This window comes from Minwuia sp. IMCC3009, from assembly GCF_029909415.1.
GTDB lineage: Bacteria > Pseudomonadota > Alphaproteobacteria > Minwuiales > Minwuiaceae > Minwuia.
The window spans coordinates 2,120,067-2,145,344 of the sequence record NZ_CP123781.1; the positions used below are offsets into that span (position 1 = coordinate 2,120,067).

30 protein-coding genes are annotated in these 25,278 nt (G+C 64.0%); 16 read left to right on the plus strand and 14 right to left on the minus strand.

Annotation, left to right across the window (positions count from 1 at the left end):
• Window positions 1-76 precede the first annotated feature (76 nt).
• Genes QGV55_RS09955 through QGV55_RS09965 form a run of 3 tightly spaced genes read left to right on the plus strand, consistent with a single transcriptional unit; the run spans window position 77 to window position 2,235 of the window.
• Entirely contained in the window at window positions 77-679 is a 603-nt protein-coding gene (locus tag QGV55_RS09955) for a glutathione S-transferase family protein (RefSeq protein ID WP_281016965.1), read from the plus strand.
• On the plus strand, window positions 679-1,497 hold the full coding sequence (locus tag QGV55_RS09960) for an enoyl-CoA hydratase (protein ID WP_281016964.1): 819 nt from the start codon (window positions 679-681) through the stop codon (window positions 1,495-1,497). The genes QGV55_RS09955 and QGV55_RS09960 overlap by 1 nt, the downstream gene beginning before the upstream one ends.
• Window positions 1,498-2,235, plus strand: coding sequence for an SDR family NAD(P)-dependent oxidoreductase (locus QGV55_RS09965; RefSeq protein WP_281016963.1), 738 nt, complete (start codon window positions 1,498-1,500; stop codon window positions 2,233-2,235).
• 6 nt (window positions 2,236-2,241) lie between these two features.
• Here QGV55_RS09965 and amrB read toward each other — a convergent pair whose 3' ends face one another.
• The gene (gene amrB, locus QGV55_RS09970) at window positions 2,242-3,675 is read right to left on the minus strand and encodes an AmmeMemoRadiSam system protein B (RefSeq protein ID WP_281019873.1); all 1,434 of its coding nucleotides are present in this window, start codon (window positions 3,673-3,675) and stop codon (window positions 2,242-2,244) included.
• Window positions 3,676-3,677: 2 nt separating this feature from the next.
• A complete protein-coding gene (locus QGV55_RS09975; protein WP_281016962.1) occupies window positions 3,678-4,061 on the minus strand; it encodes an EthD domain-containing protein in 384 nt (127 codons plus the stop codon).
• 77 nt (window positions 4,062-4,138) lie between these two features.
• Here QGV55_RS09975 and QGV55_RS09980 point away from each other — a divergent pair, with 77 nt between their 5' ends.
• The 4 genes from QGV55_RS09980 to QGV55_RS09995 are packed head-to-tail and all read left to right on the plus strand — an operon-like array spanning window position 4,139 to window position 6,898.
• Window positions 4,139-4,600 carry a DUF3237 domain-containing protein gene (locus QGV55_RS09980; RefSeq protein WP_281016961.1) on the plus strand — a complete coding sequence of 154 codons (462 nt, stop codon included), beginning with the start codon at window positions 4,139-4,141 and terminating at the stop codon, window positions 4,598-4,600.
• Window positions 4,601-4,610: 10 nt separating this feature from the next.
• Window positions 4,611-5,072: a DUF3237 domain-containing protein gene (locus tag QGV55_RS09985; RefSeq protein WP_281016960.1), complete on the plus strand. Its 462-nt coding sequence runs from the start codon at window positions 4,611-4,613 to the stop codon at window positions 5,070-5,072.
• A 4-nt stretch (window positions 5,073-5,076) separates the two neighbouring features.
• Entirely contained in the window at window positions 5,077-6,117 is a 1,041-nt protein-coding gene (locus QGV55_RS09990) for an Ldh family oxidoreductase (RefSeq protein ID WP_348637618.1), read from the plus strand.
• A 22-nt stretch (window positions 6,118-6,139) separates the two neighbouring features.
• Entirely contained in the window at window positions 6,140-6,898 is a 759-nt protein-coding gene (locus QGV55_RS09995; RefSeq protein WP_281016958.1) for an aldolase/citrate lyase family protein, read from the plus strand.
• Window positions 6,899-6,965: 67 nt separating this feature from the next.
• Here QGV55_RS09995 and QGV55_RS10000 read toward each other — a convergent pair whose 3' ends face one another.
• The 12 genes from QGV55_RS10000 to QGV55_RS10055 all read right to left on the minus strand — a co-directional run bounded on the left by QGV55_RS10000 (window position 6,966) and on the right by QGV55_RS10055 (window position 16,622).
• Entirely contained in the window at window positions 6,966-7,886 is a 921-nt protein-coding gene (locus tag QGV55_RS10000) for a glutaminase (protein ID WP_281016957.1), read from the minus strand.
• 75 nt (window positions 7,887-7,961) lie between these two features.
• Window positions 7,962-8,519 (minus strand): response regulator, encoded by a 558-nt coding sequence (locus QGV55_RS10005; protein WP_281016956.1) that lies wholly within the window; start codon window positions 8,517-8,519, stop codon window positions 7,962-7,964.
• A 39-nt stretch (window positions 8,520-8,558) separates the two neighbouring features.
• Window positions 8,559-9,062 carry a hypothetical protein gene (locus tag QGV55_RS10010; protein ID WP_281016955.1) on the minus strand — a complete coding sequence of 168 codons (504 nt, stop codon included), beginning with the start codon at window positions 9,060-9,062 and terminating at the stop codon, window positions 8,559-8,561.
• Window position 9,063: 1 nt separating this feature from the next.
• On the minus strand, window positions 9,064-9,645 hold the full coding sequence (locus tag QGV55_RS10015; RefSeq protein WP_281016954.1) for a response regulator: 582 nt from the start codon (window positions 9,643-9,645) through the stop codon (window positions 9,064-9,066).
• Window positions 9,646-9,704: 59 nt separating this feature from the next.
• Window positions 9,705-11,081: a branched-chain amino acid ABC transporter permease gene (locus QGV55_RS10020; protein WP_281016953.1), complete on the minus strand. Its 1,377-nt coding sequence runs from the start codon at window positions 11,079-11,081 to the stop codon at window positions 9,705-9,707.
• Complete coding sequence (locus QGV55_RS10025) at window positions 11,078-12,088, minus strand: branched-chain amino acid ABC transporter permease (protein WP_348637703.1); 1,011 nt, start codon at window positions 12,086-12,088, stop codon at window positions 11,078-11,080. The genes QGV55_RS10020 and QGV55_RS10025 overlap by 4 nt, the downstream gene beginning before the upstream one ends.
• 5 nt (window positions 12,089-12,093) lie before the next feature.
• A complete protein-coding gene (locus QGV55_RS10030) occupies window positions 12,094-12,798 on the minus strand; it encodes an ABC transporter ATP-binding protein (protein ID WP_281019893.1) in 705 nt (234 codons plus the stop codon).
• Complete coding sequence (locus tag QGV55_RS10035) at window positions 12,795-13,607, minus strand: ABC transporter ATP-binding protein (protein ID WP_281016950.1); 813 nt, start codon at window positions 13,605-13,607, stop codon at window positions 12,795-12,797. The genes QGV55_RS10030 and QGV55_RS10035 overlap by 4 nt, the downstream gene beginning before the upstream one ends.
• A gap of 108 nt (window positions 13,608-13,715) precedes the next feature.
• Window positions 13,716-14,903: an ABC transporter substrate-binding protein gene (locus QGV55_RS10040; RefSeq protein WP_281016949.1), complete on the minus strand. Its 1,188-nt coding sequence runs from the start codon at window positions 14,901-14,903 to the stop codon at window positions 13,716-13,718.
• A gap of 105 nt (window positions 14,904-15,008) precedes the next feature.
• Window positions 15,009-15,524: a PAS domain-containing protein gene (locus tag QGV55_RS10045; protein WP_281016948.1), complete on the minus strand. Its 516-nt coding sequence runs from the start codon at window positions 15,522-15,524 to the stop codon at window positions 15,009-15,011.
• A 61-nt stretch (window positions 15,525-15,585) separates the two neighbouring features.
• Entirely contained in the window at window positions 15,586-16,191 is a 606-nt protein-coding gene (locus tag QGV55_RS10050; protein WP_281016947.1) for a glutathione S-transferase family protein, read from the minus strand.
• Window positions 16,192-16,199: 8 nt separating this feature from the next.
• Window positions 16,200-16,622, minus strand: coding sequence for a hypothetical protein (locus QGV55_RS10055; RefSeq protein WP_281016946.1), 423 nt, complete (start codon window positions 16,620-16,622; stop codon window positions 16,200-16,202).
• Between QGV55_RS10055 and QGV55_RS10060 the strand changes: the two genes are divergently transcribed.
• The 9 genes from QGV55_RS10060 (at window position 16,612) to QGV55_RS10100 (ending at window position 25,273) form a co-directional block, all read left to right on the plus strand.
• A complete protein-coding gene (locus QGV55_RS10060) occupies window positions 16,612-17,946 on the plus strand; it encodes a flagellar hook-length control protein FliK (protein ID WP_281016945.1) in 1,335 nt (444 codons plus the stop codon). The two genes, QGV55_RS10055 and QGV55_RS10060, sit on opposite strands and share 11 nt — an antisense overlap.
• An 11-nt stretch (window positions 17,947-17,957) precedes the next feature.
• On the plus strand, window positions 17,958-18,635 hold the full coding sequence (locus tag QGV55_RS10065; protein ID WP_281016944.1) for a flagellar hook assembly protein FlgD: 678 nt from the start codon (window positions 17,958-17,960) through the stop codon (window positions 18,633-18,635).
• 94 nt (window positions 18,636-18,729) lie between these two features.
• Window positions 18,730-20,064, plus strand: coding sequence for a flagellar hook protein FlgE (locus QGV55_RS10070; protein ID WP_281016943.1), 1,335 nt, complete (start codon window positions 18,730-18,732; stop codon window positions 20,062-20,064).
• Between the two features lie 123 nt (window positions 20,065-20,187).
• Window positions 20,188-20,475, plus strand: a complete 288-nt coding sequence (locus QGV55_RS10075) for a DUF1153 domain-containing protein (protein WP_281016942.1) — start codon at window positions 20,188-20,190, stop codon at window positions 20,473-20,475.
• 274 nt (window positions 20,476-20,749) lie between these two features.
• Complete coding sequence (fliF, locus tag QGV55_RS10080; protein WP_281016941.1) at window positions 20,750-22,441, plus strand: flagellar basal-body MS-ring/collar protein FliF; 1,692 nt, start codon at window positions 20,750-20,752, stop codon at window positions 22,439-22,441.
• 20 nt (window positions 22,442-22,461) lie between these two features.
• On the plus strand, window positions 22,462-23,475 hold the full coding sequence (fliG, locus tag QGV55_RS10085; RefSeq protein WP_281016940.1) for a flagellar motor switch protein FliG: 1,014 nt from the start codon (window positions 22,462-22,464) through the stop codon (window positions 23,473-23,475).
• 1 nt (window position 23,476) lies between these two features.
• Window positions 23,477-24,109, plus strand: a complete 633-nt coding sequence (locus QGV55_RS10090; RefSeq protein ID WP_281016939.1) for a hypothetical protein — start codon at window positions 23,477-23,479, stop codon at window positions 24,107-24,109.
• 6 nt (window positions 24,110-24,115) lie between these two features.
• Window positions 24,116-24,472, plus strand: a complete 357-nt coding sequence (gene fliN / locus QGV55_RS10095; protein ID WP_281016938.1) for a flagellar motor switch protein FliN — start codon at window positions 24,116-24,118, stop codon at window positions 24,470-24,472.
• Between the two features lie 18 nt (window positions 24,473-24,490).
• Complete coding sequence (locus QGV55_RS10100; protein WP_281023660.1) at window positions 24,491-25,273, plus strand: MotA/TolQ/ExbB proton channel family protein; 783 nt, start codon at window positions 24,491-24,493, stop codon at window positions 25,271-25,273.
• Window positions 25,274-25,278 lie beyond the last annotated feature (5 nt).

Genomic DNA, 25,278 nt, shown 5'->3' on the forward strand with positions numbered 1-25,278 from the left:
GAATTGACTTGCTTCAGAAATTGAAGCTACATCGGATCAGTCGCTTGCAGAAGCATTTCCTGGGGAGGAGGCCGCCATGAAAGTATATTTCGCACCGCGATCCCGTGCCGTTCGCACGGTCTGGCTGCTGGAGGAGATCGGCAAGCCCTACGAGCTGGAGCGGTTCACGCTGGGCCAGAAGGAAATGCGCGGCCCGGAATATGCGCGGATCAATCCGAACGGACGCGTGCCAACCCTGATCGACGGCGATGTCACGATCACCGAGAGCACTGCAATCGCACAGTATCTCGGGGCGAAGTATGCACCCCATCTGACCCCGGGCGCCGACGCGCCGAATTTCGCGTTGTACCTGCAGTGGCTGCACTATGCCGAGGGCATGATCATGCCCCCGTTCAACAACTATGTGGTGGAGACCATCCTGCTGCCGCCCGACCGTCGCAATCCCGAGATCGCGGCCCGCTCGGTCAAGCTGATCAGCCGCACCCTGCTGGCCGTCGAGAAGCATATGGAGGGGCGGGAGTATCTGGCGGGCGACTTCACGGTCGCCGATACCATCACGGGGCACGCGGTGGTCATGGCACGGTCGATCGGGATTGATTTCAGTGCCTTGCCCAACCTTTCGGCCTATGCCGACCGGCTGGAGGCCCGCCCGGCCTACGTGAAGGCAGCGTCGCTCTGATGGAACGCAGGGTCGAGACCGGCACCGACCAGCTGCTCTGCACCGTCAGGGACCATGTGGCCACGGTCGCGTTCAACCGCCCGGAAAGGCGGAACGCGCTGGGCGACATCGTGACCCCTGCGTTACGCGAGATCCTGCTGGTGCTGGAGGCCGATCCGGATGTGCGTGCCGTCGTGCTTACCGGTGTTGGCAAGGCCTTCTGTGCCGGTGGCGACGTGAAGGGCATGGGTGCGGCGCGGGGTAAGGACAGCCGCACGGTGGATGAGAAGATCCGCGAGTTGCAGCACCGCCAGCACGGGCTGACACTGCGCCTGCATGAACTGCCGAAGCCAACGATCGCCGCCCTGCCCGGCGCGGCGGCAGGTGCAGGCATGTCGATTGCCTTGGCCTGCGATATCAGGATCGGATCGACGAACGCATTCCTCGTACCCGGCTTCGCGGCCATCGGCCTGTCGGGCGACTATGGCGGGTCATGGCAACTGACACAGCTTGTCGGCCCTGCGAAAGCCAAGGAGATCTACTTCTCTGGCAGACGCGTGGCGGCACAGGAGGCGCTGGCGCTGGGACTCCTGAACGAAGTCGTCGCGGAGGACCGGCTGGCCGCACGAACGGCGGAACTTGCCGGACAGATCGCCAGCGGCCCGCCACTGGCGATTCGATACATGAAGCAGAACATCAACCGGGCGACACAGGCCGACTTCCGCACCTGCCTGGACTGGGAGGCGGATCGCCTGGTCCGTGTCGCCCAGACCGCCGACCATCGGGAGGCCGTGCAGGCCTTCATCGAGAAGCGTCCGCCAACCTTCAGGGGAATCTAGATGCAGGAGAAACCGGTCTGCCTCGTCATCGGGGCCGGGGACTATATCGGCGCGGCCATCGCGAAGCGCTTCGCCAGGGGTGGGTTCCATGTCGTCATGGGCCGCAGGCGCGGCGAGGAATTCGCGCCGCTTGTCGCCGAGATCGAGGCCGCGGGCGGCTCCGCCCAGGGTTTCACCTGGGACGCGCGCAAGGAAGAGACCGCCGTCGGGATGTTCGCCATGGTGGAGAAGGAAATCGGCCCCGTCGCGATCTGCATCTTCAATGTCGGCGGCAACGTGCACTTTCCCATTCTGGAGACCACGGAACGGGTCTTCCGCAAGGTCTGGGAAATGTGTGCCTACGGCGCGTTCCTGACAGGGCGGGAAGCAGCGAAATACATGGTGCCGCGCGCGAAGGGCTCGATCTTCTTCACTGGTGCGACGGCCTCGGTGAAGGGCAGCAGCGGCTTCGCGGCCTTTGCGTCAGGCAAGTTCGCCCTGCGCGGGCTGGCCCAGTCCATGGCGCGCGAACTGGGTCCGAAGAACATCCATGTGGCGCATCTGATCATAGACGCAGGTGTCGATACGGAATTCGTGCGCGACAGGAAACGCCAGGCGGGCATCGACCCTGACAGCCTGCCTGCGGATACACTGATGAACCCGGACAGTATCGCCGAGACCTACTGGAACCTGCACCACCAGACCCGCGACGGCTGGACCCACGAGATTGATATCCGCCCCTTCGCGGAAACCTGGTAGGGGCGGTCAACCGGCCTGCTTCGCGCTCCCCGGACCGGTGCGGAACAACTCCTCCGGTACCGGTGCACGGAAACTTTCCGCCGTGTAGCGCCAGATCTTCACATCGTCGGACCAGTGATCGCGCGGCAGTCCGGCCTTGACCTTCAGACCGTACAGGAAGGCCTCCGGTGTCGGCAGTCCGTCCCAGACCTTGGGCAGGAACGTTCCGCGCTTTCCCGCCGACTGCAGGATCAGGCCGTCGCGACCGGGCCGCAGCCGGGCCTTCAGATCGTCCTCATCGGCGAAGGCAAACGGCGCGGGGGTGGAGAGCACCGAGATCTCCAGCTCCGATTCCCTGAATTCCGGCACGGTCAGCGCCCGAAAGCGGGGATCCTCGAAACCGGCGGATACGGCGTTCCAGGCCACGTCGGCCGCCAGAGGCCTGTGGGCCTGCAGCGAACCGATGCACCCGCGCAACCGTCCCCTTCGTTCGATCGTGACAAAGCTGGCGGCGATGCTGCGCAGTTCGCTCGGGAAGGTCTCGAGCGATATGTCCGGGCGCTTGTTGCGGGCCATACGGATGGCGATAGCGCGCGCGGCTGTGGTCAGCAACAGACGACGATGCGCATCCGCGAGGCGCGCTGTCTCCGACGGCTCCAGCGCCCAGGCGCCATATCCGACAACCCGGTCCTTCGGGCCAGCCGTGTCGCCGGAGTTGCGGACATCCAGCCGGGTGACGCGATAGCCGAGGCGTGAAACATGTTGCAGCAGGCCGTTCACCGGACGGCTGCCACAGGCCTCCCTGGGACCGAAACTGCCGACAGCCTGCCGCTCGATCCGGGCTACCGTTTCACCGTCGATCTGACAGGCGGTTGCGTGATCATGATAGTGCGACAGGTCGGTGGAGATGACGACCAGCGTCTCCGGGCCACCCCACAGGCGCGCCAGCAGGGTCGCGACCTGATCGGGGGTCGCGTCGCCAACCACGATCGGCACCAGCGCGAAGTCGGCGCCAAGCGCACGCTGCAGGAACGGCAGATGGACCTCCAGGCTGTGTTCCTGGGCATGGGCTTCATCATGCGTGACCACACCCGGAAAATCCCGAAGCGCGTCCATCACCTGCCGGTCCAGCCTTACCGCACCAAGGGGAGTCTGAAACGCATCCACCGAAGGCAAGGCGAAGCCCCTGAAGGCCACCCTGTGCGCGGGCCCGAGCAGGATGACCCGGCGAATGGTCGCCCTGGCAGGCAGGACACGCTGATAGGCGCTCGCGGCAACCGCACCGGAATAGACATAGCCTGCATGGGGCGCGATCAGGGCCTTCGGCGCGGGCAATGGCCCGGCATGGCGAGCCGCCGCATCCTTCAGCAGGCCATCGACCGTCCGGGCGAGTTCCACCCCCTCCCCCGGATAGAACCGCCCGGCAACGGCAGGCGGGCGAACGGAAACGGTGGCTTCCATGCTCAATCCAGATGCTCCGAGCCGACGATCACATGCTCCTGCCCGAACCAGAGCGGCGAGTTCGGCAGGTCGATGAACTTCGCCTCATCCTCCAGCAGGATCCTGCCTGCCTCCCGGGCAGCCGGATCCTGGGCTGATGCCTCCAGATCCTCCATGGACTTCCACCAGAGTTCCGCCACGCCGTCATAGGGTTCCGGCGCCTTGCGGACCTTCTGCATCGGTGCGCTCAGCACGGTCTGCAGTGCATGCACCTGAACGTAGCGCACCATGCGCAGTGCCGGCTGATGCTGCCGCACCAGCGGGGCATGGCGGTTGAGCCAGTAATCATGGAATTCCGCCAGGGTGAGTTCGGGCCTGCGTCGCAGGCAAAAGGTGATCTTGAACATTGCCGGGCATCCTCCCTGTATCCGACGCTGTGACGGCCCTATAGTGGCACAGATTGTGGGGTGAAGGGGGTGGTGGCATGCAACAGGTCAAGACAGAATTCCTGCTGAAGGTGCAGTTCGAGGTCACGGAAATCAGTGACCTGGGGCCGACACCGACGGGCAACCGGCGCATCGCGCGGGTGACCGGAGGACACTTCGAGGGGCCGAAACTGAAAGGCACCGCCGTTCCCGGCCCGGGCGGCGACTGGCTGAACTTCACGCCTGATGGTGCAACGCGGCTGGATGTCCGGGTCACGCTGAAGACCGATGATGATGCCCTGATCTACATGACCTACTCGGGTGTCCGGCACGGCTCACCGGAAGTCATGGCCCGCCTCGCCGCCGGGGAGGAAGTGGACCCCTCCGAGCTGTATTTCCGCATCGCACCCCGCTTCGAGACCGGTGCGGAGAAGTACGAATGGCTGAACCGCATCGTCTGCATCGGGACCGGGCACCGGCTGCCGACGGGGCCCGTCTACACCATCTACCAGATCCTGTGAGGGCAGAGCGATGCAGCAACTGAGCTTCGAGCATATCTTCGACATCGACATCGCGATTGGTGCCCGGCACGTGATCGGACGCGGTCCCTTCGGGCGCCGGGTCGTCGCGGAGGTATCGGGCGGAACCGTCAATGGTCCGCGCATCAAGGGCAGCATCATGCCCGGCACGGCAGGTGACTGGGTCCTGGTCGCGGACGACGGCACCTTCTACCTGGATGTGCGTCTGACCATCGAGACCGATGATGGCGCACGCATCTACATGACCTATCACGGCACCCGTCACGGCACACCGGAGGTGCTGGCGCGGCTGGACCGCGGGGAGGATGTGGACCCGTCGGAATATTACTTCCGCACCGTGCCGTTCTTCGAGACGGGCGACGAACGCTACGCCTGGATGAACCGGATCGTTGCCGTTGGCCTGGGTGACCGGACACCGCGCGGCCCGTACTACAGCGTCCATCAGGTCCTCTGAGACCATGCCGGTGCGCCATGACGTCCGGCGTCTCAACCGCTTCGCGGCACGGCTGTTCGAGAAGGCGGGCATGCCCGCCGACCGTTCGGCGCGTGTCGCCGCCCTGCTGACTGACGCCGACATGATGGGGCATGACACCCATGGCCTCAATCTCGCACCGCAGTATCTGGCAGCCCTGACCGCAGGCGAGATGCCTGCAACCGGCGAACCGAAACGACTGTCGGATACCGGGCCGGTGGTGCTGTGGGACGGCAACTATCTCTCCGGTGTCTGGCTGGTGGATGCGGCAATGGATCTGGCGCTGCAGCGTGCGCGGGAATTCGGCCTCGCGGCCATCGGCATCCGCCGGTCCGGCCACATCGCCTGTCTGCAGAGCTTCCTGCCCAGGGCGACGGAGCAGGGCTTCCTTGTCCTGCTGCTCAGTTCCGACCCGGCCGCGAAGGGTGTCGCACCACCGGGCGCGACGGAGGCGATCTATACCCCCAACCCGATTGCCGTCGGCATCCCGACCGAGGACGATCCGGTGCTGATCGACATCTCCTGCTCCATCACCACGATGGGTCTTGCCGGACGCAGGAAGGCCGAGGGCAAGCGCCTGCCCGGCGCATGGCTGGTGGACGAGACAGGCTCGCCCACCGATGATCCGGAGGCCGGTGTGGCGCTGCTGCCGCTCGGTGGCACGGAGAGCGGCCACAAGGGTTTCGCACTTGGCCTGATGGTGGAGGCACTGACCTCTGCGCTCGGCGGTTTCGGGCGCAAGGACGGGCCGACACAGCATGGCGCGTCGGTCACCTTGCTGCTGTTTGATCCGGATGCCTTCGGCGGGCGGGAGGATTTCAGGGCAGAGAGCAGTTTCCTGGCCGCCGCATGCCGCGCGGCAAACGTCCCCGAAGGCGTGGCACAGGTCCGCATTCCCGGCGCGCGGGGTCTCGACGCCCGGCGCACGGCACTGGCGGAGGGCGTGACGCTCTATCCCGGGATCATGGAACGACTGGCGGAATGGGCGGAACGGCTGGGCGTCGAGGTTCCCGATCCCCTGAACTGACGAACATCAAATGGAGAGCGACATGCGCACGAACAAGGTTCGCGATATCTGGAATGCCGGTGGCAATGTGGTGAATGGCTGGGTCGCTTCCGCCAGTTCCTACACGGCGGAAATCATGGCGGCACAGGGGTTCGACTCGGTTGGCGTGGACCTGCAGCACGGCATGATCGATTTCGACCATGCCATCGCCATGCTGCAGGGAATCTCGGTGCAGGAGGCAACGCCGCTGGCCCGTATCCCCTGGAACGATCCGACCTGGATCATGAAGGTGCTGGATGCCGGTGCCATGGGTCTGGTCTGTCCGATGGTGAACACGGCGGAGGAAGCCGCCCACTTCGTGCAGGCGAGCCACTATCCGCCGCTGGGCTTCCGGTCCTTCGCCAATGTGCGCGGGCCGCTCTATGCCGGGACCGACTACAAGGCCCGGTCACGCGAACTGGTGATCACCCTTGCCATGATCGAAACCAAGGACGCGCTCGACAATATCGAGGAGATCGTGGCCGTGGAGGGTCTGGACGCCGTCTATATCGGCCCCTCCGACCTTGCCATCGGCCTCGGGCATGACCCGGTCGGCGATCCGACGGAGCCGGAGGTTCTGGAGGCGATTGCCCATATCCGCAGGGTGTCGGAAGCGGCGGGCGTGAAGCCCTGCATCCACACCGCCGGCGGCGATCACGCCAGGCGGTGCTTCGGGGAGGGCTTCCGGCTCTGCACCCTGTCCAACGAGCTCCGTTTCATCATCGACGGCGCACAGCGGGAGATCGGCAAGGCACGCGCCTGACAAGACTTGCTCCCGACCGGTCTGACGGCGTCGGCGGCAATGCCCCGGCGCCGTCATTGTCCGGGGTTCAGAAGACGGACAGGCCGGTCAGGGCGGCGAACTTCTCCAGCGCCATGGTCCCGACCAGGGAATTTCCCTGGGCACTGAGGCCCGGTGACCAGACCGCCACCGACAGTTCCCCTGGTGCGATGGCCACGATACCGCCGCCGACACCGCTCTTTCCCGGCAGACCGACGTGAAACGCGAAATCACCGGATGCGTCGTAGTGGCCGCAGGTCAGCATGATCGCATTGATGCGTCGCGCCCGCCGCTCCGACACCACCCGCCGGCCCGTGATGGGGTCCAGGCCGCCATTGGCGAGGAACAGCATCGACCGCGCCAGTCCCAGGCACGACATCTCCAGCGCGCACTGATGGAAGTAGACGTGCAGCACGTCATCGGGCGGATTGTGCAGGTTGCCGAAGCTGCGCATGAAGTTCGCCACCGCCGCATTGCGGAATCCGGTCTCACGTTCAGATGCGGCAACGCGGGGGTCGATGCGCACAGGCTCCCCATCCGCAAGCTCTGTCGCGAACTGCAGGATGGCCTCCACCGCACCATCGCGGCCATAGCGGCTGACCAGCACATCGGTCGAGATCAGGGCACCGGCGTTGATCAGCGGATTGCGCGGAATCCCGTTCTCATGTTCAAGCTGGACCAGTGAATTGAAGGGATCGCCGGACGGCTCGCGACCGGAGCGTTTCCAGAAGGACTCGCCGATCGCTTCCAGCGCCATGGTCAGGCTGATCACCTTGGTGACGCTCTGCAGCGAGAACTGACGGTCAGCACGCCCGACCGAGCATCGCTCCCCTGCCCGCGTGACAACCGCCATTCCGAAGTTCATCGGATCGACCTCGGCAAGTGCGGGAATGTAGTTGGCGACCTTGCCAGCGCCCCGCTGTGGCTCGATCGTCTGCGCCACTTCCCAGAGTATTTCGTTGTAGTTCATGAAGGGCCTCGTATGGACCAGTCGCGCGCTATTGCGCGAACGGCCCAGTCTAGCGCCTTCCGGCGATCCTTGGCATCACCCTGCGGCAGTCGCAGTCTCGGCTTCACCCTCTGCATCGTCGTCGATATCGAAGTCCATCGAGCGGCGTTCCATGCCGCCAGGGGCACCGGTATTCTTGAACCGGCGGCAGGGACCAACGTACTTTTCCTGATCGACGAATGGCCGCGGATGATTGGCCATCCACGACAGCCGGTCGTAGAGACCGCCCGGCGAGAGAGGCAGGGTGAGTACCATGTTGGCGCCGGCATCGCGGGAGAGGGTGACGGCACCAATGGTGGTGTGTCCCAGGGTCATCAGGATCGGGATGTGCCGCGCCGGATTGCGGCGATTCTCGCGAATGCTGCGAACCAGGCTCGCCCCGGCCTTGCCATCAAGGTGGTAGTTGACGATCAGCAGGTCGACTGTACCGCGCTCGATCAGCTTGCTCGCCTGTGCAACGTTGCGCGCATGCACGACGGGATCGGCGCCAAATGATTTCAGAATCGACCGCGTGATCCGGAATGCCGGCTCACCCGGATCCGCGACAAGAACGGAAATGTTCTGGAGATTTATGTCCTTGGCCGGACCCTGCATCGGGATGGCTTCCTTCGGTTATCTCGCGACTGGTACTCGTCAGCCCACGCTGCCGGTTGGTTCAGGGTAGTGACTTACCAATTGCCCCAGCGCGTTCATCAGTGGCTCCAGCTCGCCGCCGCCATCACGTTTGAAATTGGGCGTGCTCACCAGCCGCAGCGCATTCAGATGCGTCCGCATGGCGTGCTGGTCGTTGCGCTTCGCCTCGGTCAGACGATGAATCAGTTCGCAGAAACTGTCCGCCACATGCGTCACGGCCTCGTAGTCGAAAGTGGCGCCGAGATTGCGGATCTGGTTCGACAGACCGTAGGCGTCCTCCCCGTGGGGGTTCGGGAAATCATCTTCCTGACAGGCCAGTTCCACGGCCGACCAGAGCTCACGCAGCAATCCATCGACCCAATCCAGGTACTCTGGTTCCATTTCCAGCACCGCGGACTGGCCGGCCTGAATCGCCTCTTCCCGGGACATCCCGGGTTTCTGTCGCGCGATCTGAGTGAACCTTGTAGGCACTATCCGTGCCTCATTCGTCATCTTGTTCGGCATGCTATTGGGTTCCGATTGATGTGATCATTGCGTTGGGGGCCTGCATGGTTCCGGCCCGGAACTCGGTGCGTGCATCGGTCAAGTTCTTCATTCTGCGCTCGATCTGGTTGGGGGCGCCGGCCGCGCGGAAGCGACGACAGGGACCGGCGTAGACTTCATGATCAACGAAGGGTCGTGGTCGATGGGCAATCGCCACCAGACGATCGTAAAGCGCCTGAATGGAGACCGGCTTGGTCAGCACGAGGTTGGCACCACTGTCGCGGCAGCGTCCGACATCGCGCGCGGTCAGATGACCGCACGTCATCAGCACGGGGATATATCGCGCCGGATGGCTGAGGCTGCGACGCAGTTCCCTTACGAAATCCGGGCCCTGACCGTTCCCGAGGGAATAGTCGCAGATCAGAACGTCGATACCACCGAGCGCCAGCCGGTCGCGGGTCCCCTGCAAGCTGCCGGACTCATGGATGAACACGGCACCAAAGCCATGCAGGATCGACTGCATGACCCTGCGACCGCCTTCCCTTTCATCCGCAACGAGAAAGTTGACCTGCGCCAGGTTGATGTGAAGCTCGGCCACGTTCATGACCCTTGTTTCGCAATTGAACAGTGTCCAAGCGTAAACGGACCGGGGTAAAATGATGGTTAACGTCGCACCACTTCGGGTAGAAGTCCCCGCGGACTGAAACGCATCACCAGCAACAGGATCAGCCCCATGGTGAACAGGCGCATGTGTGCGGCGCCTTCGATCAGATGCAGACGCAGTGCATTGTCTTCTGCCAGACCCGACGTCAGCGTCGACATCAGCCACAGTCCGACCGGCTCCGCCTCGATCCACAGGAACCAGATCAGGAAGCCGCCGAGAACGGCACCATAATTGTTCCCGGAACCGCCGACGATCACCATGACCCAGATCAGGAAGGTAAAGCGCAGCGGGTTGTAGGTGCCAGGCGTGAACTGCCCGTCCAGTGTCGTCAGCATCGCCCCGGCAACCCCGACCACAGCGGACCCCAGCACGAAGACCTGCAGATGGCGGCGGGTCACGTTCTTGCCCATGGCGCTGGCCGCGACCTCATTGTCGCGAATGGCGCGCATCATGCGTCCCCAGGGCGACTTCAGCGCCCGCTCGCAGAGCCAGAGCACGGCAAGCAGCACTGCCGCGAAGAGCAGCACATAGCAGAGCTTCACGAAGACGCTGGAACCGTCGATCACCAACTGCTGCAGCGCATCGGACCTGGCCGCGGGTTCGAGCACCTGCAGACTGCTGCTGTTCAGGCTCTCGATCAGGTCCCGGAACCAGCCGGCTTCCTGCAGGTCGATCTCGTAGGGGACCGGGCGATCAAGGCCGCTGACGTTCTTCACGCCACGGGTCAGCCAGTCCTCGTTCTTCAGCATGGCAATGACGATCTCGGAAATGCCGAGGGTCGCAATCGCCAGATAGTCCGAGCGCAGGCCCAGCGCGATACGTCCGACGATGAAGGCGGCCCCCGCCGCGAAGACGCCACCGACCGCCCAGGAGAAGATGATGGGCAGTCCCAGACCACCGAGATAGCCCGTCTTGGCCGGATTGACCCCTTCGATAGCGTCCACCGCCGGATCGAAGAAGGCGCGGGCCGCGAAATAGCCAAGCCCGATGATCAGTGTCATGCCGATGATGCGGGCCGGACCACGCGGCAACCGGCGATGCGCGAAGATGGCAACGATCACCGTCGCGATCACCACCGCGAGCGCGAGAAAGACGCCTGTGCCGCCGACCGACCAGGCTTCCCCGACGGGCGACTTGGAGACAAGGACACCCGCAATGCCACCGAGTGCGGCGAAGCCCATGATCCCGACATTGAACAGTCCGGCGTAGCCCCACTGGATATTCACCCCCAGGGCCATGATGGCCGAGATCAGGCAAAGCTGCAGTATGGAGAGACTGACCGACCAGGACTGTCCGAATCCCACGGCAAGCAGTGCCGCCGCCATGATGGCGAAGGTGATCAGGCCGCGGCTGCGGGTAGCGTCACCGGCACTCATATCACCTTCCCCCTGAATATCCCGGTGGGTCGCACCAGCAGCACCACCACAAGAATGATGAAGGAGACCGCGAACTTGTAGTCGGTGGACAGAAGCTGGACCAGGGTATCGGGCGCCATGTCGTCAGGCAGCAGATAGCGCAGGAACTTCTTGTAGGCATAGGTGATCGTGACCTCCGAAAAGGCGATCACGAAGCCACCGACGATGGCCCCCAGCGGCTGCCCGATCCCCCCCACGATCGCCGCCGCGAACATGGGCAGCAGCAGTTGGAAATAGGTGAACGGCTTGAAGCTCTTGTCCAGGCCATACAGGGTGCCCGCGATGGCGGCCAGGCTTGCCGCGATGATCCATGTCACCAGCACCACCCGGTCCGGATCAATGCCTGACAGCAGCGCCAGATCCTCATTGTCCGAATAGGCGCGCATGGACTTGCCGGTGCGGGTCCGCTGCAGGAACCAGAACAGCGCGCTCACCACCAGGATGGCCACCACGACCGTCAGGGCCTGGGTCTGGCGGACGGCAATGCCTTCACCCAGTCCGGTCAGTTCCTTGAACTCCCGGAACGTGATCAGGAACCGCGCACCATCCGCAAAGGCCTGATCGTCCGGACCGATGATGAAGCGGACGATGCCGTTCAGCATGAACATGACGCCGACGGAGGCGATGACGAAGATGATCGGCTTGCTCTTCTGCTTGCGGTAGAATCGGAAGACCGCCCGATCCGCCACCAGCGCGATCATGACAGCGCCCAGAATGCCGAAGGGCAGCGCCAGCAGCGCGGTCGGCAGCGGGGCAATGCCGATGCCCCAGCTCTGGAACAGCCAGGTCACCAGGATGACGACCATGGTGCCGAAAGCCATCAGATCGCCATGGGCAAAGTTGGCAAAACGCAGGATGCCGAAGACCAGCGTGATCCCCAGCGCGCCCAGCGCAAGCTGCGAGCCATAGGCCAGTGCCGGGACGATGACGAAGTTGCTGAACAGGGCGAGGGCATTGAGGATATCGATCATCATCACCCTCCCAGGAACGAGCGACGGACTTCCGGGTTGGCCAGCAGGGCCTCCCCCGTGTCCGTGAAGCGGTTCTCGCCCGTGACCAGCACGAACCCCCGGTCGGCGATGTTCAGTGCCTGACGCGCGTTCTGTTCCACCATCAGGATGGCGATGCCGGTATTGCGGATCTCCAGAATGCGGTCGAACAGCTCATCCATGACGATCGGCGAAACACCGGCGGTCGGTTCGTCCAGCATAAGCACGCTGGGCTGGGTCATCAGCGCCCGCCCGACCGCGACCTGCTGGCGCTGGCCGCCGGAAAGCTCGCCTGCCGCCTGCGCCCGCTTCTCGGCCAGGATTGGGAACAGTTCAAACACCTGCTCCATCGTCACGCTGATGTCGTCGCGGCGCAGGAACGCTCCCATCTCCAGGTTTTCCTGCACGCTCATGCCGGCGAAGACATTGCTGGTCTGGGGAACGAAGGCCATGCCCTGCTTCACGCGATCCTGTGGCGACAGGCCCGTGATGTCCGTGTCGCCCAGCCGGACCTGACCTTCGCGCAGGTTCAGCATGCCGAACACGGCCTTCATGGCGGTCGACTTGCCTGCCCCATTGGGACCGACGATCACCGCGATCTCGCCCCTGTCGACCTCGATCGTGCAGCCACGCAGGATGTCCGCGCCGCCATAGCCCCCCGTCATTGCCTCGCCAATCAGGAAGCTCATGCGTCCGTGGCCTCCCCGGTCGCGGAGTCGGCCTGCCTGACCGGCTTGTTCTTCAGTCCCGTGCCCAGATAGGCCTCGATGACCTGCTCGTTCGACTTGACCTCTTCCGCCGTGCCTTCAGTCAGCACCGTCCCCTCCGCCATCACGATCACCGGATTGCAGAGTCGGGAGATGAAGTCCATGTCGTGCTCGATCATGCAGAATGTGTAGCCGCGTTCCTGGTTCAGGCGCAGGATCGCATCGCCGATGGTGTTGAGCAGGGTCCGGTTCACCCCTGCCCCGACCTCGTCCAGAAACACGATGCGGGCATCGACCATCATCGTCCGGCCAAGCTCCAGCAGCTTCTTCTGACCGCCCGACAGGTTGCCCGCAAGTTCCGTCGCCACGTGCCCCATGTTAAGGAAGTCGATCACGTCCTCCGCCTTCTCGCGGACACGCTTCTCCTCCTCCCGGATCTGCCGTCCGCGGAACCAGGCACCGATCAGGTTCTCCCCCGTCTGGCCGCCCGGCACCATCATCAGGTTCTCCAGCACCGTCAGGGTCGAGAACTCGTGGGCGATCTGGAACGTGCGCAGCACGCCCTTGGCAAACAGCTCATGCGGCTTCAGACCGGTGATGTCCTCATCCGCCAGCCAGACACGACCGGATGTCGGGGGAAATGCACCGGCTATGACATTGAAGAGGGTGGTCTTGCCTGCCCCGTTGGGACCGATCAGGCCGGTGATCGAGCCTTCGGCGATCTCCAGCGTGGCACCATTGACGGCGTGAACGCCGCCGAAATGCTTGTGTACATCCTCGACGCGGATCATGCGCGCCACCAACCATGCGGAATATTGAAAAACAAATGAGTATGCCCGCTCGTGAATGGGGAGGCCGCACGGAGCCGCGCGACCTCCCGCATCACGAATGGCCCAGGATCAGCGGATCGACTTGGTTTCGAACTTGCCGCCCTCGACTTCGAGCTCCTTGTAGGAACCGGAAGCCTCGCCAACGTCGGTCAGCTCGACATTGCTGGCGCCGACGTAGTCGACCTCGCCACCGCTGGCGAGAATCTTCAGCGCCTTGCCCAGCTCACCGGGATAGATGCGCTCACCCGGTGCGTTCGCGACATCCATCAGCTTGGCCTGGATGGCGGCACGATCCGGCGTACCGGCGGCCTGGATCGCCAGCATGATCAGCGCGGCGGCGTCATAGGACTCACCCCGGAACGGGCCGTCACCATCGTTGCCCGCGGCAGCGGAGACTTCCAGGAACTTCGCGGCACCCGGAGAGTCGCTGCCCGGCAGCGTCGCGACGGAACCGTTCAGGCCACTGCCGATGGCGTCGATCAGTGACTGGCCGACCATGCCGTCCGCCATGAAGAACATGTCATAGGCACCGGTATCGAGAGAGGTCTGGATGATGCCCTTGCCGCCCTGATCGACATAACCGAAGACCACCAGTGCGTCGGCACCTGCCGCGGCCAGCGCCGCGACTTCAGCCGAGTAGTCCGCCTTGCCATCTTCGTGCGCGGCAGTGATCTCGACCTTGCCACCCATGCCGGTGAAGGAGCTGCCGAAGGCGTCGGCCAGGCCCTTGCCGTAGTCATTGTTGGTGTAGGAAATCGCGACGCTCTTCACGCCCCGCTCCTTCACGATGGTGGCGAGTACCTGACCCTGACGGGCATCCGACGGGGCAACCCGGAAGAAATAGCCATTGTCGTCGATCGTGGTCAGCGCCGGAGACGTCGCGGACGGCGACACCATCACCACCCCGTTGGGGACGGCAACATTGTTGGCAATCGCCGTCGTCACGCCGGAACAGTCGGCGCCGACGATGGCCGCCACACCGTCGGACGTGATCAGACGCTCGGCCGCCGCGGTCGCGGCAGCCGCATCCACACATGTGGAGTCACCACGAACCGGCGTGACGGTTTCGCCATCCAGCAGCAGGCCGGAATCGGTTACTTCCTTCATGGCCTGTTCGGCACCCGCCGCCATCCCCGGCGTAAGGCTTTCAATCGGTCCGGTGAACCCCATGATAACGCCGAGCTTGATCTCGGCGGAGGCGGTGGTTGCCGCCAGAGCCATCGCCATAGCGGCGGAGGCCATCATGATCTTGCGCATTTCATGCTCCCTGATTCCTGTTGCGTGCATGCGCCTGCGCGCACGTCACTGCTCAGGGACAGAGCTTCAACTTCACGTGGCCGGGGTCAAGCGAAAACCGGATCGTCAATCCTCCTCGGCAAGGCTGATCGCGCTCGAATAGTGGACACGTTTCATGATCAGATCGATCTCGCGTCCGGTACTGGAGAATGGCAGGTCCAGGCTCTCGAAGCGGATATGTCCCTTGTGCGCATGTACCATCTCGCCGAACGCCCGGATCGGTTTCCGGTGTTCCAGGTTCCAGCGATAGGAGCCGATTGCGGTATCGTAGAACTCGGGGCCATAGACGTCGTCCAGATACATTCCGCTGGAGTCCCGGGAGAGGCCGGTCGCAATGTCCGCACCAACCAGCTTGAACCGAAACCTCTCCGGTTCGTGTTCCACATCGATCAGCGCGATCCAGCCCAGGTGACCCTTCAGATCCCACGGCTCGAAATCCTTGCGCGCCGGCATCTCACGGTCGCCGCGCCAGCCATGCCATCGTGCCAGCAGATCCCTCAGCGCCTCGAACTCGAAATTCAAGTCCGGATCAAGTGTCCGGTAGGATGCATAGCCCTGCGCATAGGATGTTTGTCGGGACATGGGATGACGGTAATCCTGTCACACCCCGACGTCAAAGAAGATACGCGCAGGCAGCAGTCCGTCAGACCGCCTCCATTGTGACGTAGCGGGGCAATGCCGCGATCCTGTCCAGCCAGCCACGGATCGCGGGATAGTCGGAGAGGTCGAAGCCCCCCTGGTACGCGACATGGGTATAGGCATAGAGGGACAGGTCGGCGATGGTCGGTTGTCCGGCAACCATGAAGGACCGCTGATCCAGATGCGCCTCCATGACGCCGAGCGCGCGGTAACCCTCCTTCTCGCGGGCGGGAATCTGCCGACGCTGTTCCTCGCTGATCGGACCATGCCGGGCCCAGGCACGCAGGACGGCCACATAGGGTTCATGGCTGTACTGTTCGAAGAACATCCACTGCAGCACCTCCGCCGTGTCACGTCGGCCTTCGGGCAGGAAGGCGCTGTCTGCCGCCAGATACCAGAGCAGCGCGTTGGATTCCCAGAGATAGCTGCCGTCCTCCAGTTCCAGCGCCGGGACCTTGCCGTTGGGGTTGCGGTGCAGGAACCCGGGGGTGCGGGTCTCGCCATGCACCGAGTCGATCTCAATACGCCTGTAGGGGATGTCGAGCAGGGCAAGCAGCAGCCTGACCTTGTAGGCATTGCCCGAGTCAGCATTGTCGAACAGGGTCAGCATCTCTCACCTCATGATGTGGAAGCGGCATGCTTCCCGGAGCCAGTTTTCGACGCCGCTCCCCAGCCCGCAAACGAGAAGTTCTGGGGCGTGCAGAAGAATTTCTTAACCACGAACCTGACGCAAATGACCCGGCAGATTGTGCCGATGAGGCGGCCCGGGGTTCCCTCCGCCACCGACAGGATCCAGTAATTATCTGATTTATCAGTAATATTTTTCTCGGCCAACATGGCACCGGCCTTGCGAAGTCTGGCCCGAACCAAAGTCAGGATCGGGAACAATATGCAGCCGAATGTATTCTCCTCCGCCCCCAGCAGCAGCCCGGCGGTCGCGCTGAAGGCCAGCCAGCAGATGGGGGCCGCGAATGACGACAGCCGTCGTGCGAACGGCACCGATAAGCCATCGAAGTCCGAGTTCGCAAAGATGGTCAGCACCAAAGACAAGCCCGCAGAGACCAATGCACCCGAGAAGACCGCCAGCCCCCAGGCGACGAAGCCGGAAAAGGTGAATGCGGAAGCGAAGGCCGGGACCGAAGAGGAAGGTGCAAGGGCCACCGGGTCTGCCGGTACCGGATCCGCGACAGGTGCCGCTGAAGCGGAAGCCGCTGCGGACTCCGAGACCACCAGCAATGCCGAGGCCACCGTGGCCGAGGGCGCGGTTGTCGCCGACCAGGTCGAGACCGTTGTCGTCAGCGGAACCCCCGTCGCGACGGTCGCTGCATCCGAGAAGTCAGCGTCCGCTGGCACGAATGTGACCGAAGAGGCCGCGGTGACATCCGACGAAGTGCTGAAGCCGACCGGGAACACCGGGGGTGAGAAGTCCGCTGCGGCTGCTGCGGCCGATGTGACCGGTCAGCAGACCGCATCAGGGGCGGAAGCCGGCCCGACCACCGCGACACCAGGCGCTGAAGCCTCCCGGACGGGCGCCGCCACCGGAACCGCCACGGATGCGGCAGCCGCGCCTGCCCCATTGAAGGACCCTGCACAGGAAGCGCTGGCAGCGGCAAGGGCCGGATCCGGTGAAGCCGGCGCCGTGAAGGCTGGCGAGGCTGACGAAGCTGGCACCGGCGCCCGCGCCGTGGACCGGCCCGCAGCCTCCGGTGTTGCCACGGAAGATGCAGCGCGGATCAGCGCGGTCGAGGGTGCGGGGCGCGAAGGCGCAGCGGCGGATCCGGCGCGTGCCAACGCAACGGCCACCGCGACCGCCGCACTTGCGACGGCATCTCAGGGCGCCGGTGAACAGGTGCCCCAGACCAATGTCGCCGCCGTCAATGGACCGCAGGCGGTCCAGAGTACCGCTGCCGTGCAGCAGCTCGCCACGGCGGTGCCGCAGGCCCAGGTGCCTGACGCCGCGGTGCAGCAGCTCGCCGTTCATGTCACGCGTGCAGCCAAGGAAGGTGCCGATCGGATCGAGATCCAGCTCAAGCCCGCCGAACTGGGCCGGGTGGATGTGAAGCTGGAGGTCGGACACGACGGCCGCGTCCAGGCGGTCGTGAGCGCGGAGCGGGCTGACACACTCGACCTGCTGCGCCGCGACGTGCAGCAACTGGAACGCGCCCTCACCCACGCCGGGTTCAATACCGACAAGGACAGCTTCAGCTTTGCTGAACGCGGCGGCGAAGGGGGCCGGGGGACCGGTGGTCGCGGCGACGGTCAGGGCGACAGCGAACACGCCGCCAGTGATCAGCCCGCAGAATCCGCAAATGACAGTCGCAGACGCATGGCCATTGACCGGCCGGGCGTCGATGTGAAGGTCTGAGGAGGAGAACGATGGATCTGTCCGCCCTTGGGCTTTCAACCCTGCCTCAGGCTTCCGGCGCCGACTTCGCCGGGGCCAAGCTGGCAGATGATTTCGACACCTTTCTGACGCTGCTGACCGCCCAGTTGCAGAATCAGGATCCGCTGGAACCGATGAAGTCGGAGCAGTTCACCGAACAGCTCGTCCAGTTCTCCAGTGTCGAGCAGCAGATCGCCACGAACGACAACCTGGAAACCCTGACATCGCTCGGCCTGGCCGGGCAGCAGGGTGCGCTGGTCAGCTTCATCGGCAAGAACATCGAAGGTGTCGGCAATCAGGCGACACTGTCCGACGGTCTGGCGAGCTGGAAGTTCGATCTGGAGGATGATGCCGACACCGTCTCGATCCTGATCACCAACTCGACCGGCAAGGCGGTCTTCAGCACCAAGCTGAATGACCTCGAAGCGGGCGCGAACAGCTTCAACTGGGACGGACGCGACAATGCGGACAACGAACTGCCCGACGGTGACTACCGCATCTCCATCGGTGCCACGGACGAGGATGGCACTTCCGTCGCCTCCACCGTTCGCTCCAGCGGCCTGGTGGAGGGGGTCGAGATCGTCAACGGCGTTGCCCAGCTGCGCGTCGGCGGCAACATCGTCCCCGTGAACCAGGTGACTTCCGTCTCTTCGGTGCCGGCCCCCTCCTGACACCGCAACCGAACATGCCGAACCGCCAGAACGCCGGTCGGCCTGAATCTCAGGGCAAAAGGCCTCCCCTACTCTCTCCCTGGAGAATTGAAACATGAGTATCATTGGTGCACTGCAGTCCGGCGTCTCAGGTCTGAACGCCCAGAGCCAGTCGATGAGCGTCATCGCCAACAACATCTCGAACGTCAGCACCGTCGGCTACAAGGCCAGCCGCACGGCCTTCTCCACCCTGGTCACCCAGACCGTTGCCGCAACGGGTTTCTCGACCGGTGGTGTGCGGGCGGAATCCCTGCAGCTCAACGACGTTCAGGGCCTGTTGCAGCAGACGTCCTCCGCCACCGACATTGCGATCAGCGGCGATGGATTCTTCGTCGTGAACAATGAAGCCGAACCCGGCGTCGCCACCGGCCAGTTCATGTTCACCCGCGCCGGACAGTTCGTGCCGAACGAGGAGGGTGACCTGTCCAATACCGCAGGCCTGTTCCTGCAGGGCTGGCCTATTGACGAAAGCGGCGACATTCCGAGCAATCGTACCGACCTGACTGTTCTGGAAACCGTCAATGTCCGCGGTCTGACCGGTTCAGCCGAGGCCACGTCGGAAATCAACCTGCGCGCCAACCTGCAGGCAACGCAGACCGTCAACGCGAATGTCGGTGCCTATGTCGCCGGTGACATGGCCGCCGGGACATTCGAGCCCGATTTCCAGACCAGCGTGCAGATGTTTGACAGCCAGGGCGGCGTGCGCAACATGACCTTCAGCTATCTGAAGTCATCGACCCCGAACGAGTGGTTTACCGAAGTCCACGTCGAGCCTGTCGCGGACGTGGACATCGCGACCCATCCGAACGGTCTGGTCGCGTCCGGCACCACCGCCTTCAACAGTGACGGCACGATGGACATCGCCAACTCCACTGCCGCGCTCACCAGCCCGACCGTGACCTGGAACAGCAACCTCGGTATCGACGACTCGGTGCTGACCGTGAACTACGGCAGCGATGGTCAGGCGGATGGTCTCAGCCAGTTCAACGGCACCTCCCGAATCATCTCCTCCGATGTCGATGGTGCTGTCTTCGGCGGCCTTGCCGGAGTCCAGATCGGTGACGACGGTATCGTCACCGCCCTGTTCGACAACGGCACGCGGGAGGATATCTTCAAGCTTCCCATCGCGACCTTCCCCAACGCCAACGGGCTTGAGGCCAAGACCGGCAACGCCTTCCTGGCCACCAATGACTCCGGCGACTTCAGCCTCAACGAGGCCGGAACCGGCAGCGCCGGCGTGGTCGCGGCCTCCGCCGTGGAAGGCTCAACCGTCGATCTGACGCGCGAATTCACCCTGATGATCGAAACCCAGCGGTCGTTCTCGGCCAACGGGCGCATCATCACCACAGCGGACGAGATGCTGAACGAGTTGGTCAACCTGAAGCGGTAAGTAGTTGAAATCGGGCGGTCATTGGCCGCCCGATTTCCGTTAACCAAATGATTTAGAAGAAAATTAAAAGCCACTCCGTATCTTCGGAATCGTTCGCAAACGCCTACTCACATGGATGGACCGATGTCAGATCGATACGAAACAAGACCCAGCGTGATCGGCCCCGACGGCCGGCCGCTGACGCTGGACGACTTGCCACCGCCCTCGACCACCCGCTGGGTGGCGCGGCGCAAGGCAGAAGTCGTGATTGCCGTTCGTGGTGGTCTGCTGACGCTGGAAGACGCCTGTCGCCGCTACACCCTGTCCGTGGAAGAATTCCTTTCGTGGCAGCGCGCGGTGGAACGGCACGGAATGGCTGGTCTTCGCGCAACCCGGCTGCAGGATTACCGCCCCATAACGGTGAACACCTGAAGGAAACACGACAAGTCACACCAGGATACATGACCGACTGAAGACAGGTCCCAGGCGCGCAGAAGGCCGCCCCCTTCCGGATACAGACAGCCTTCGCCAGATTTCGTTGATCCCTTTCTTCCAGCTCCCTCGCCCGGTGACCAACCGGGAAAAAATTTCCCCCTACCCGGCAATTACTGCCCAGCGTTAACCCTGCCTTTACGACCTTGGCACTACCGTCAGCCTGTCAGCGAAGACCCTCGCTGTGCCCAGACGCTGTCCACGGAGTGCCAACGTGCAGGACATCTTTCGCAACCTCGGAGTGACCCGGCTGCTCATCATTGCCGGTATCACGCTCTCGGTCGTTGCCTTCTTCGTCTTCCTCGCCAGCCGTGTGGCCAAACCGGACATGGCCCTGCTCTACAAGGACCTGGAGTCCCGCGACGCCGGCAGCATCGTCGGCATCCTCGAAAGCCGCCAGATCCCGTTCGAGTTGCGTGGGGACGGCACCGAGATCTATGTCCCGCGCGATCAGGTCGCGCGGATGCGCATGGCCGCAGCGGAGGAAGGCCTGCCGCTCGGTGGCTCGGTCGGCTACGAGATCTTCGACAATACTGATTCACTGGGCACCACCAGTTTCGTGCAGAACATCAACCTGCTGCGTGCGCTGGAGGGTGAGCTGGCGCGGACCATCTCCTCCCTCGACGGTGTCGAGGCTGCGCGGGTGCACCTGGTGCTGCCCAAGCGTGAGGTCTTTGCCCGCCAGACCCAGCAGCCCAGCGCCTCCATCATGCTGAAGACCCGCGGCAACCTGGGTCGCGACCGGGTCGCCGCGGTGCAGAACCTCGCCGCCGCCGCAGTGCCGGGGCTGGAGCCGGGTCGCGTGTCCGTCGTCGACAGCCGCGGCAACCTGCTTTCCCGCGCGCTGGAGGATGGCGATGACCCGCTCACCGCTCCCACGGCCCTCCAGGAACTGCGTCAGGGGCACGAGCGCCGGATCAAGCGCGCGGTCGAGACCCTGCTGGAACAGACCATCGGCGCAGGCCGGGTCCGGGCCGAGGTCGCGGCGGAGATCGACTATGACCGCGTGACGACCAATCGGGAGAGCTATGACCCGGACAGCCAGGTCGTCCGCTCCACACAGATCCGCGAGGAACGCTCCAACTCCTCCGAAGGCAACCAGCAGGATGCGGTGACCGTCGCCACCAACCTTCCGGGCCAGAACGGTGCGCTGGGCGGCTCCGACAGGATTTCCACATCGGATGAATCGACGGAGGAGACCGTCAACTACGAGATCACCCGCGAGACCACGACCCAGGTGCGGGAGGCTGGCGTGCTGCGCCGGATCTCCGTCGCCGTGCTGGTCGATGGTGTCTATGAGCCGAACGCGGAAGGTGTCGCGGAATATCGCCCCAGGACGGAGGACGAGATCGCGGAGCTGACCCGCCTGGTCCAGTCCGCCGTGGGATACGACGAGGATCGCGGTGACAGCGTGACGATCAGCAACCTTCGCTTCGCGGACATCGAGACTTCTTTCGAGGCCGCCGAACCCGAGTTCGCGGTCGCCGGATTCACCAAGTCGGAGATCATGCGGGTCGCGGAGATCCTTGTCCTGGGTATCGTCGCGCTACTGGTCATGCTGCTGGTTGTTCGCCCGATGCTGAACCGCGTCCTGAGCGCCGGAAATCTCGATACCGGATCCGATACGATCGCCCTGGCAGGCGCAGGCGGGATGGGCGGTGGACAGGCCCGTATCGGCAGTGGCGGCGATTACGCCATTGGCGGCGACGGATCAGGCGCAATGCCTGCCCTGTCCGACAGCCGGCCCTCCGGCACCGCGTTGCCCGAAAGGGAGTCGTCCATCGACATCAATCAGGTCGAGGGCCGGGTGAAGGAATCCTCCCTCAACAAGATCTCCGAGATCGTCAACAAGCACCCTGAAGAGGCCGTCGCGATCCTTCGCACATGGCTCTATCAGGACCGCTGAGCAGGAAAAGGGACAGGACAATGGCCGTTCTCGACTATCGCAACCTTTCCGGCTCCCAGAAGGCCGCGATCATGATCCTCTCGCTTTCCGACGAGAGCCTGGCACCCCTGTGGGAGATGCTGGACGACGAGGAAGTGAAGGAAATCTCCCAGACCATGGCCAACCTCGGCTCCGTGACGTCGGAGACCGTGGAGCGGCTGTTCGTCGATTTCGCCAACCAGATGTCCGCCGGTGGTTCGCTGGTCGGCAGCTTCGAGAGCGCGGAGCGGCTGCTTGGCAAGTCCCTGCCCCGCGAACGCGTCGAGCAGATCATGGAAGACATTCGCGGCCCCGCCGGTCGCACCATGTGGGACAAGCTGGGCAACGTGAACGAGACCGTTCTCGCCAACTATCTGAAGAACGAATATCCGCAGACCGTCGCGGTGGTTCTGGCCAAGATCAAGCCCGACCATGCGTCCCGCGTGCTTGCGGCCCTGCCGGAGGATTTCGCGCTGGAAGTCGTGGCGCGGATGCTGCGCATGGAATCGGTGCAGAAGGATGTGCTCGACAAGGTCGAGGAAACCCTGCGCATCGAGTTCATGAACAACCTGGCGCGCACCAACCGCCGTGACAGCCACGAGATGATGGCGGAGATCTTCAACAATCTGGATCGCCAGACGGAGAACCGCTTCGTCTCCGCGCTGGAGGAACGCAACCGCGACTCGGCGGAGCGCATCAAGGCGCTGATGTTCACGTTCGAGGATCTCTCCAAGCTGGATCCGGCAGGTGTGCAGACCCTGCTGCGGGTCGTGGACAAGGACAAGCTGGGCATGGCGCTGAAGGGCGCCTCCGACACGCTGCGCGATCTCTTCTTCTCCAACATGTCGGAACGCGCGGCCAAGATCCTGCGCGAGGACATGGAGGCCATGGGCCCCGTGCGGCTGCGTGATGTGGAAGCTGCCCAGATGGAGATGGTGAATGCCGCCAAGGATCTTGCCCAGAAGGGCGACATCATGATGGCGGACAACAAGGGCGACGACGAGTTGGTGTACTGACGTGGCTGAGAAGTTCCTCTTCGATCATGATTTCGACACCGGTGGCAGCATTCTGCACAAGCGCCAGAAGGCGGAGGTCTATGAGGCTGCCGACCTGGACGCCGCACGCGCCGAGGCCCTGGCCGAGGGCGAGCGGCGCGGGCGCCAGCTTGCCGGGCAGGAGGTGGAGGCCGCGGCCTCCGCAACGCTCGGCATGATCGCCAGCGGCATCGATGAATGCCGGATGACCCTGGGCGACATCGAGGCCCGACAGGCCAGGGAGGCCGCGCAGGTCGGCATCGCGATCGGCAGGCGTCTCGCCGAGACCCTGATCACCCGCTTTCCGGAGCGGGAAATCGAGAGTCTGGTGACCGGTTGCCTGAAGGAACTGCGCGACGAACCCCGCCTGGTGGTCCGCACGTCCGAAACCGTGGCGAACAACCTGCGCGACCGCATCGACCAGATGGCAACGGGTGCCGGTTTTGCCGGTCGGGTGGTGCTGCTGCCCGATGACACGATGGGCCCCCAGGACGCGCGCGTCGAATGGGCCGACGGCGGCGCCAGCCGCGACCATGCCGCAACCGAGGCAGCGATTGCCGAGGCAGTGGACCGTTTCCTTGACGAGAACGAACGCCAGAACGGCGGAATGGAGTAATTCGAGATGGCTGACGAAACCAACCTCGACCTGAATGAGATCAAGGATGAAGCCAACACCGGCACCGCCGTCGCGACCACCAGTGGCGATGAAGATGATGAGGATATTTCACGTACTGCCAGTGACCTGGAGACCGTCTTTGATATTCCGGTTCAGGTTTCGGCAGTGCTCGGCCGGTCCCGGATGCAGGTCAGCCAGCTGATGCGCATCAGCAAGGGCGCGGTCGTGGAACTGGACCGGAAGGTCGGTGAGGCCATCGACATCTACGTCAACAACCGGCTCGTCGCGCGCGGTGAGGTCGTGGTCGTCGATGACCGTCTCGGCGTGACCATGACGGAAATCATCAAGGGCAGTCGGGGCTGATCCGGGGGGCTGTGGAACATGTTCGCACGCTTTGACTTTGCAACGCTGATCGGCCTGGTGGCGAGCGTCCTCGTGCTGGGCGGCGTCATCTGGCTGGGGGATGGTTTCAGGGCTTTCCTGAACCTGCCGTCCCTGCTGATCGTCCTCGGCGGCACGCTGGCCGTGACCCTGATCAGCTATCCGCTGGGCGATGTGCTGCGTACGCTGCCTGCTGTCTTCTCGATCATGTTCCGCCGCCTGCGCGACCCCTCCGAAGCGGCGATGCTGGCCGTGAAGCTGGCCGACGAGGCCCGCCGTCATGGCCATCTGGCCCTGCCCGCCAGGCTGCAGCGGGAGCGCAACGAGCCGTTCCTGCGCAAGGCCATGCAGCTTGTCGTCGACGACACGCCGACGCAGGAGATCGAACGCATCCTCAGCAACGATGTCGGCTCCCAGGTCCAGCGCGAGAAGCTCAGCGCCGCTGTCCTGCACCGCGCGGGCGAGATCGCCCCTGCGATGGGCCTGATCGGCACCCTGCTGGGCCTGGTCCAGATGCTGGGCCGCCTCGACAATCCGACGGAGATCGGTCCGGCCATGGCCCTGGCCCTGCTGACCACCCTCTATGGCGCGATCCTGGCCAACATGGTCCTGCATCCGCTCGCCACCAAGCTGGAGCATCACACGGAGGAGGAGGCAACGCTGAACCGCCTCTATGCCGCCGCCGCCCGCTCCATCAGTTGCAAGGAAAACCCGCGCCATCTCGAGGCGCTGATCAACAGCCTGCTGCCGCCGCTGAAACGCGTCCGCTACTACGCAGCCTGACGCTC

Coding starts and splice junctions, on each gene's coding strand:
- fliN (WP_281016938.1), top strand. CDS start 24,116: ATGGCTGACGAAACCAACCTCGACCTGAATGAGATCAAGGATGAAGCC.
- QGV55_RS10010 (WP_281016955.1), bottom strand. CDS start 9,062: ATGCCGAACAAGATGACGAATGAGGCACGGATAGTGCCTACAAGGTTC.
- QGV55_RS10060 (WP_281016945.1), top strand. CDS start 16,612: ATGGTCAGCACCAAAGACAAGCCCGCAGAGACCAATGCACCCGAGAAG.
- QGV55_RS10040 (WP_281016949.1), bottom strand. CDS start 14,903: ATGCGCAAGATCATGATGGCCTCCGCCGCTATGGCGATGGCTCTGGCG.
- QGV55_RS10065 (WP_281016944.1), top strand. CDS start 17,958: ATGGATCTGTCCGCCCTTGGGCTTTCAACCCTGCCTCAGGCTTCCGGC.
- QGV55_RS09995 (WP_281016958.1), top strand. CDS start 6,140: ATGCGCACGAACAAGGTTCGCGATATCTGGAATGCCGGTGGCAATGTG.
- QGV55_RS10075 (WP_281016942.1), top strand. CDS start 20,188: ATGTCAGATCGATACGAAACAAGACCCAGCGTGATCGGCCCCGACGGC.
- QGV55_RS10015 (WP_281016954.1), bottom strand. CDS start 9,645: ATGAACGTGGCCGAGCTTCACATCAACCTGGCGCAGGTCAACTTTCTC.
- QGV55_RS10005 (WP_281016956.1), bottom strand. CDS start 8,519: ATGCAGGGTCCGGCCAAGGACATAAATCTCCAGAACATTTCCGTTCTT.
- QGV55_RS10035 (WP_281016950.1), bottom strand. CDS start 13,607: ATGATCCGCGTCGAGGATGTACACAAGCATTTCGGCGGCGTTCACGCC.
- QGV55_RS09980 (WP_281016961.1), top strand. CDS start 4,139: ATGCAACAGGTCAAGACAGAATTCCTGCTGAAGGTGCAGTTCGAGGTC.
- QGV55_RS10045 (WP_281016948.1), bottom strand. CDS start 15,524: ATGTCCCGACAAACATCCTATGCGCAGGGCTATGCATCCTACCGGACA.
- QGV55_RS10050 (WP_281016947.1), bottom strand. CDS start 16,191: ATGCTGACCCTGTTCGACAATGCTGACTCGGGCAATGCCTACAAGGTC.
- QGV55_RS09975 (WP_281016962.1), bottom strand. CDS start 4,061: ATGTTCAAGATCACCTTTTGCCTGCGACGCAGGCCCGAACTCACCCTG.
- QGV55_RS09960 (WP_281016964.1), top strand. CDS start 679: ATGGAACGCAGGGTCGAGACCGGCACCGACCAGCTGCTCTGCACCGTC.
- fliG (WP_281016940.1), top strand. CDS start 22,462: ATGGCCGTTCTCGACTATCGCAACCTTTCCGGCTCCCAGAAGGCCGCG.
- QGV55_RS10030 (WP_281019893.1), bottom strand. CDS start 12,798: ATGAGCTTCCTGATTGGCGAGGCAATGACGGGGGGCTATGGCGGCGCG.
- QGV55_RS09985 (WP_281016960.1), top strand. CDS start 4,611: ATGCAGCAACTGAGCTTCGAGCATATCTTCGACATCGACATCGCGATT.
- QGV55_RS09990 (WP_348637618.1), top strand. CDS start 5,077: ATGCCGGTGCGCCATGACGTCCGGCGTCTCAACCGCTTCGCGGCACGG.
- QGV55_RS09965 (WP_281016963.1), top strand. CDS start 1,498: ATGCAGGAGAAACCGGTCTGCCTCGTCATCGGGGCCGGGGACTATATC.
- QGV55_RS10100 (WP_281023660.1), top strand. CDS start 24,491: ATGTTCGCACGCTTTGACTTTGCAACGCTGATCGGCCTGGTGGCGAGC.
- QGV55_RS10000 (WP_281016957.1), bottom strand. CDS start 7,886: ATGAACTACAACGAAATACTCTGGGAAGTGGCGCAGACGATCGAGCCA.
- QGV55_RS10020 (WP_281016953.1), bottom strand. CDS start 11,081: ATGAGTGCCGGTGACGCTACCCGCAGCCGCGGCCTGATCACCTTCGCC.
- amrB (WP_281019873.1), bottom strand. CDS start 3,675: ATGGAAGCCACCGTTTCCGTTCGCCCGCCTGCCGTTGCCGGGCGGTTC.
- QGV55_RS09955 (WP_281016965.1), top strand. CDS start 77: ATGAAAGTATATTTCGCACCGCGATCCCGTGCCGTTCGCACGGTCTGG.
- QGV55_RS10070 (WP_281016943.1), top strand. CDS start 18,730: ATGAGTATCATTGGTGCACTGCAGTCCGGCGTCTCAGGTCTGAACGCC.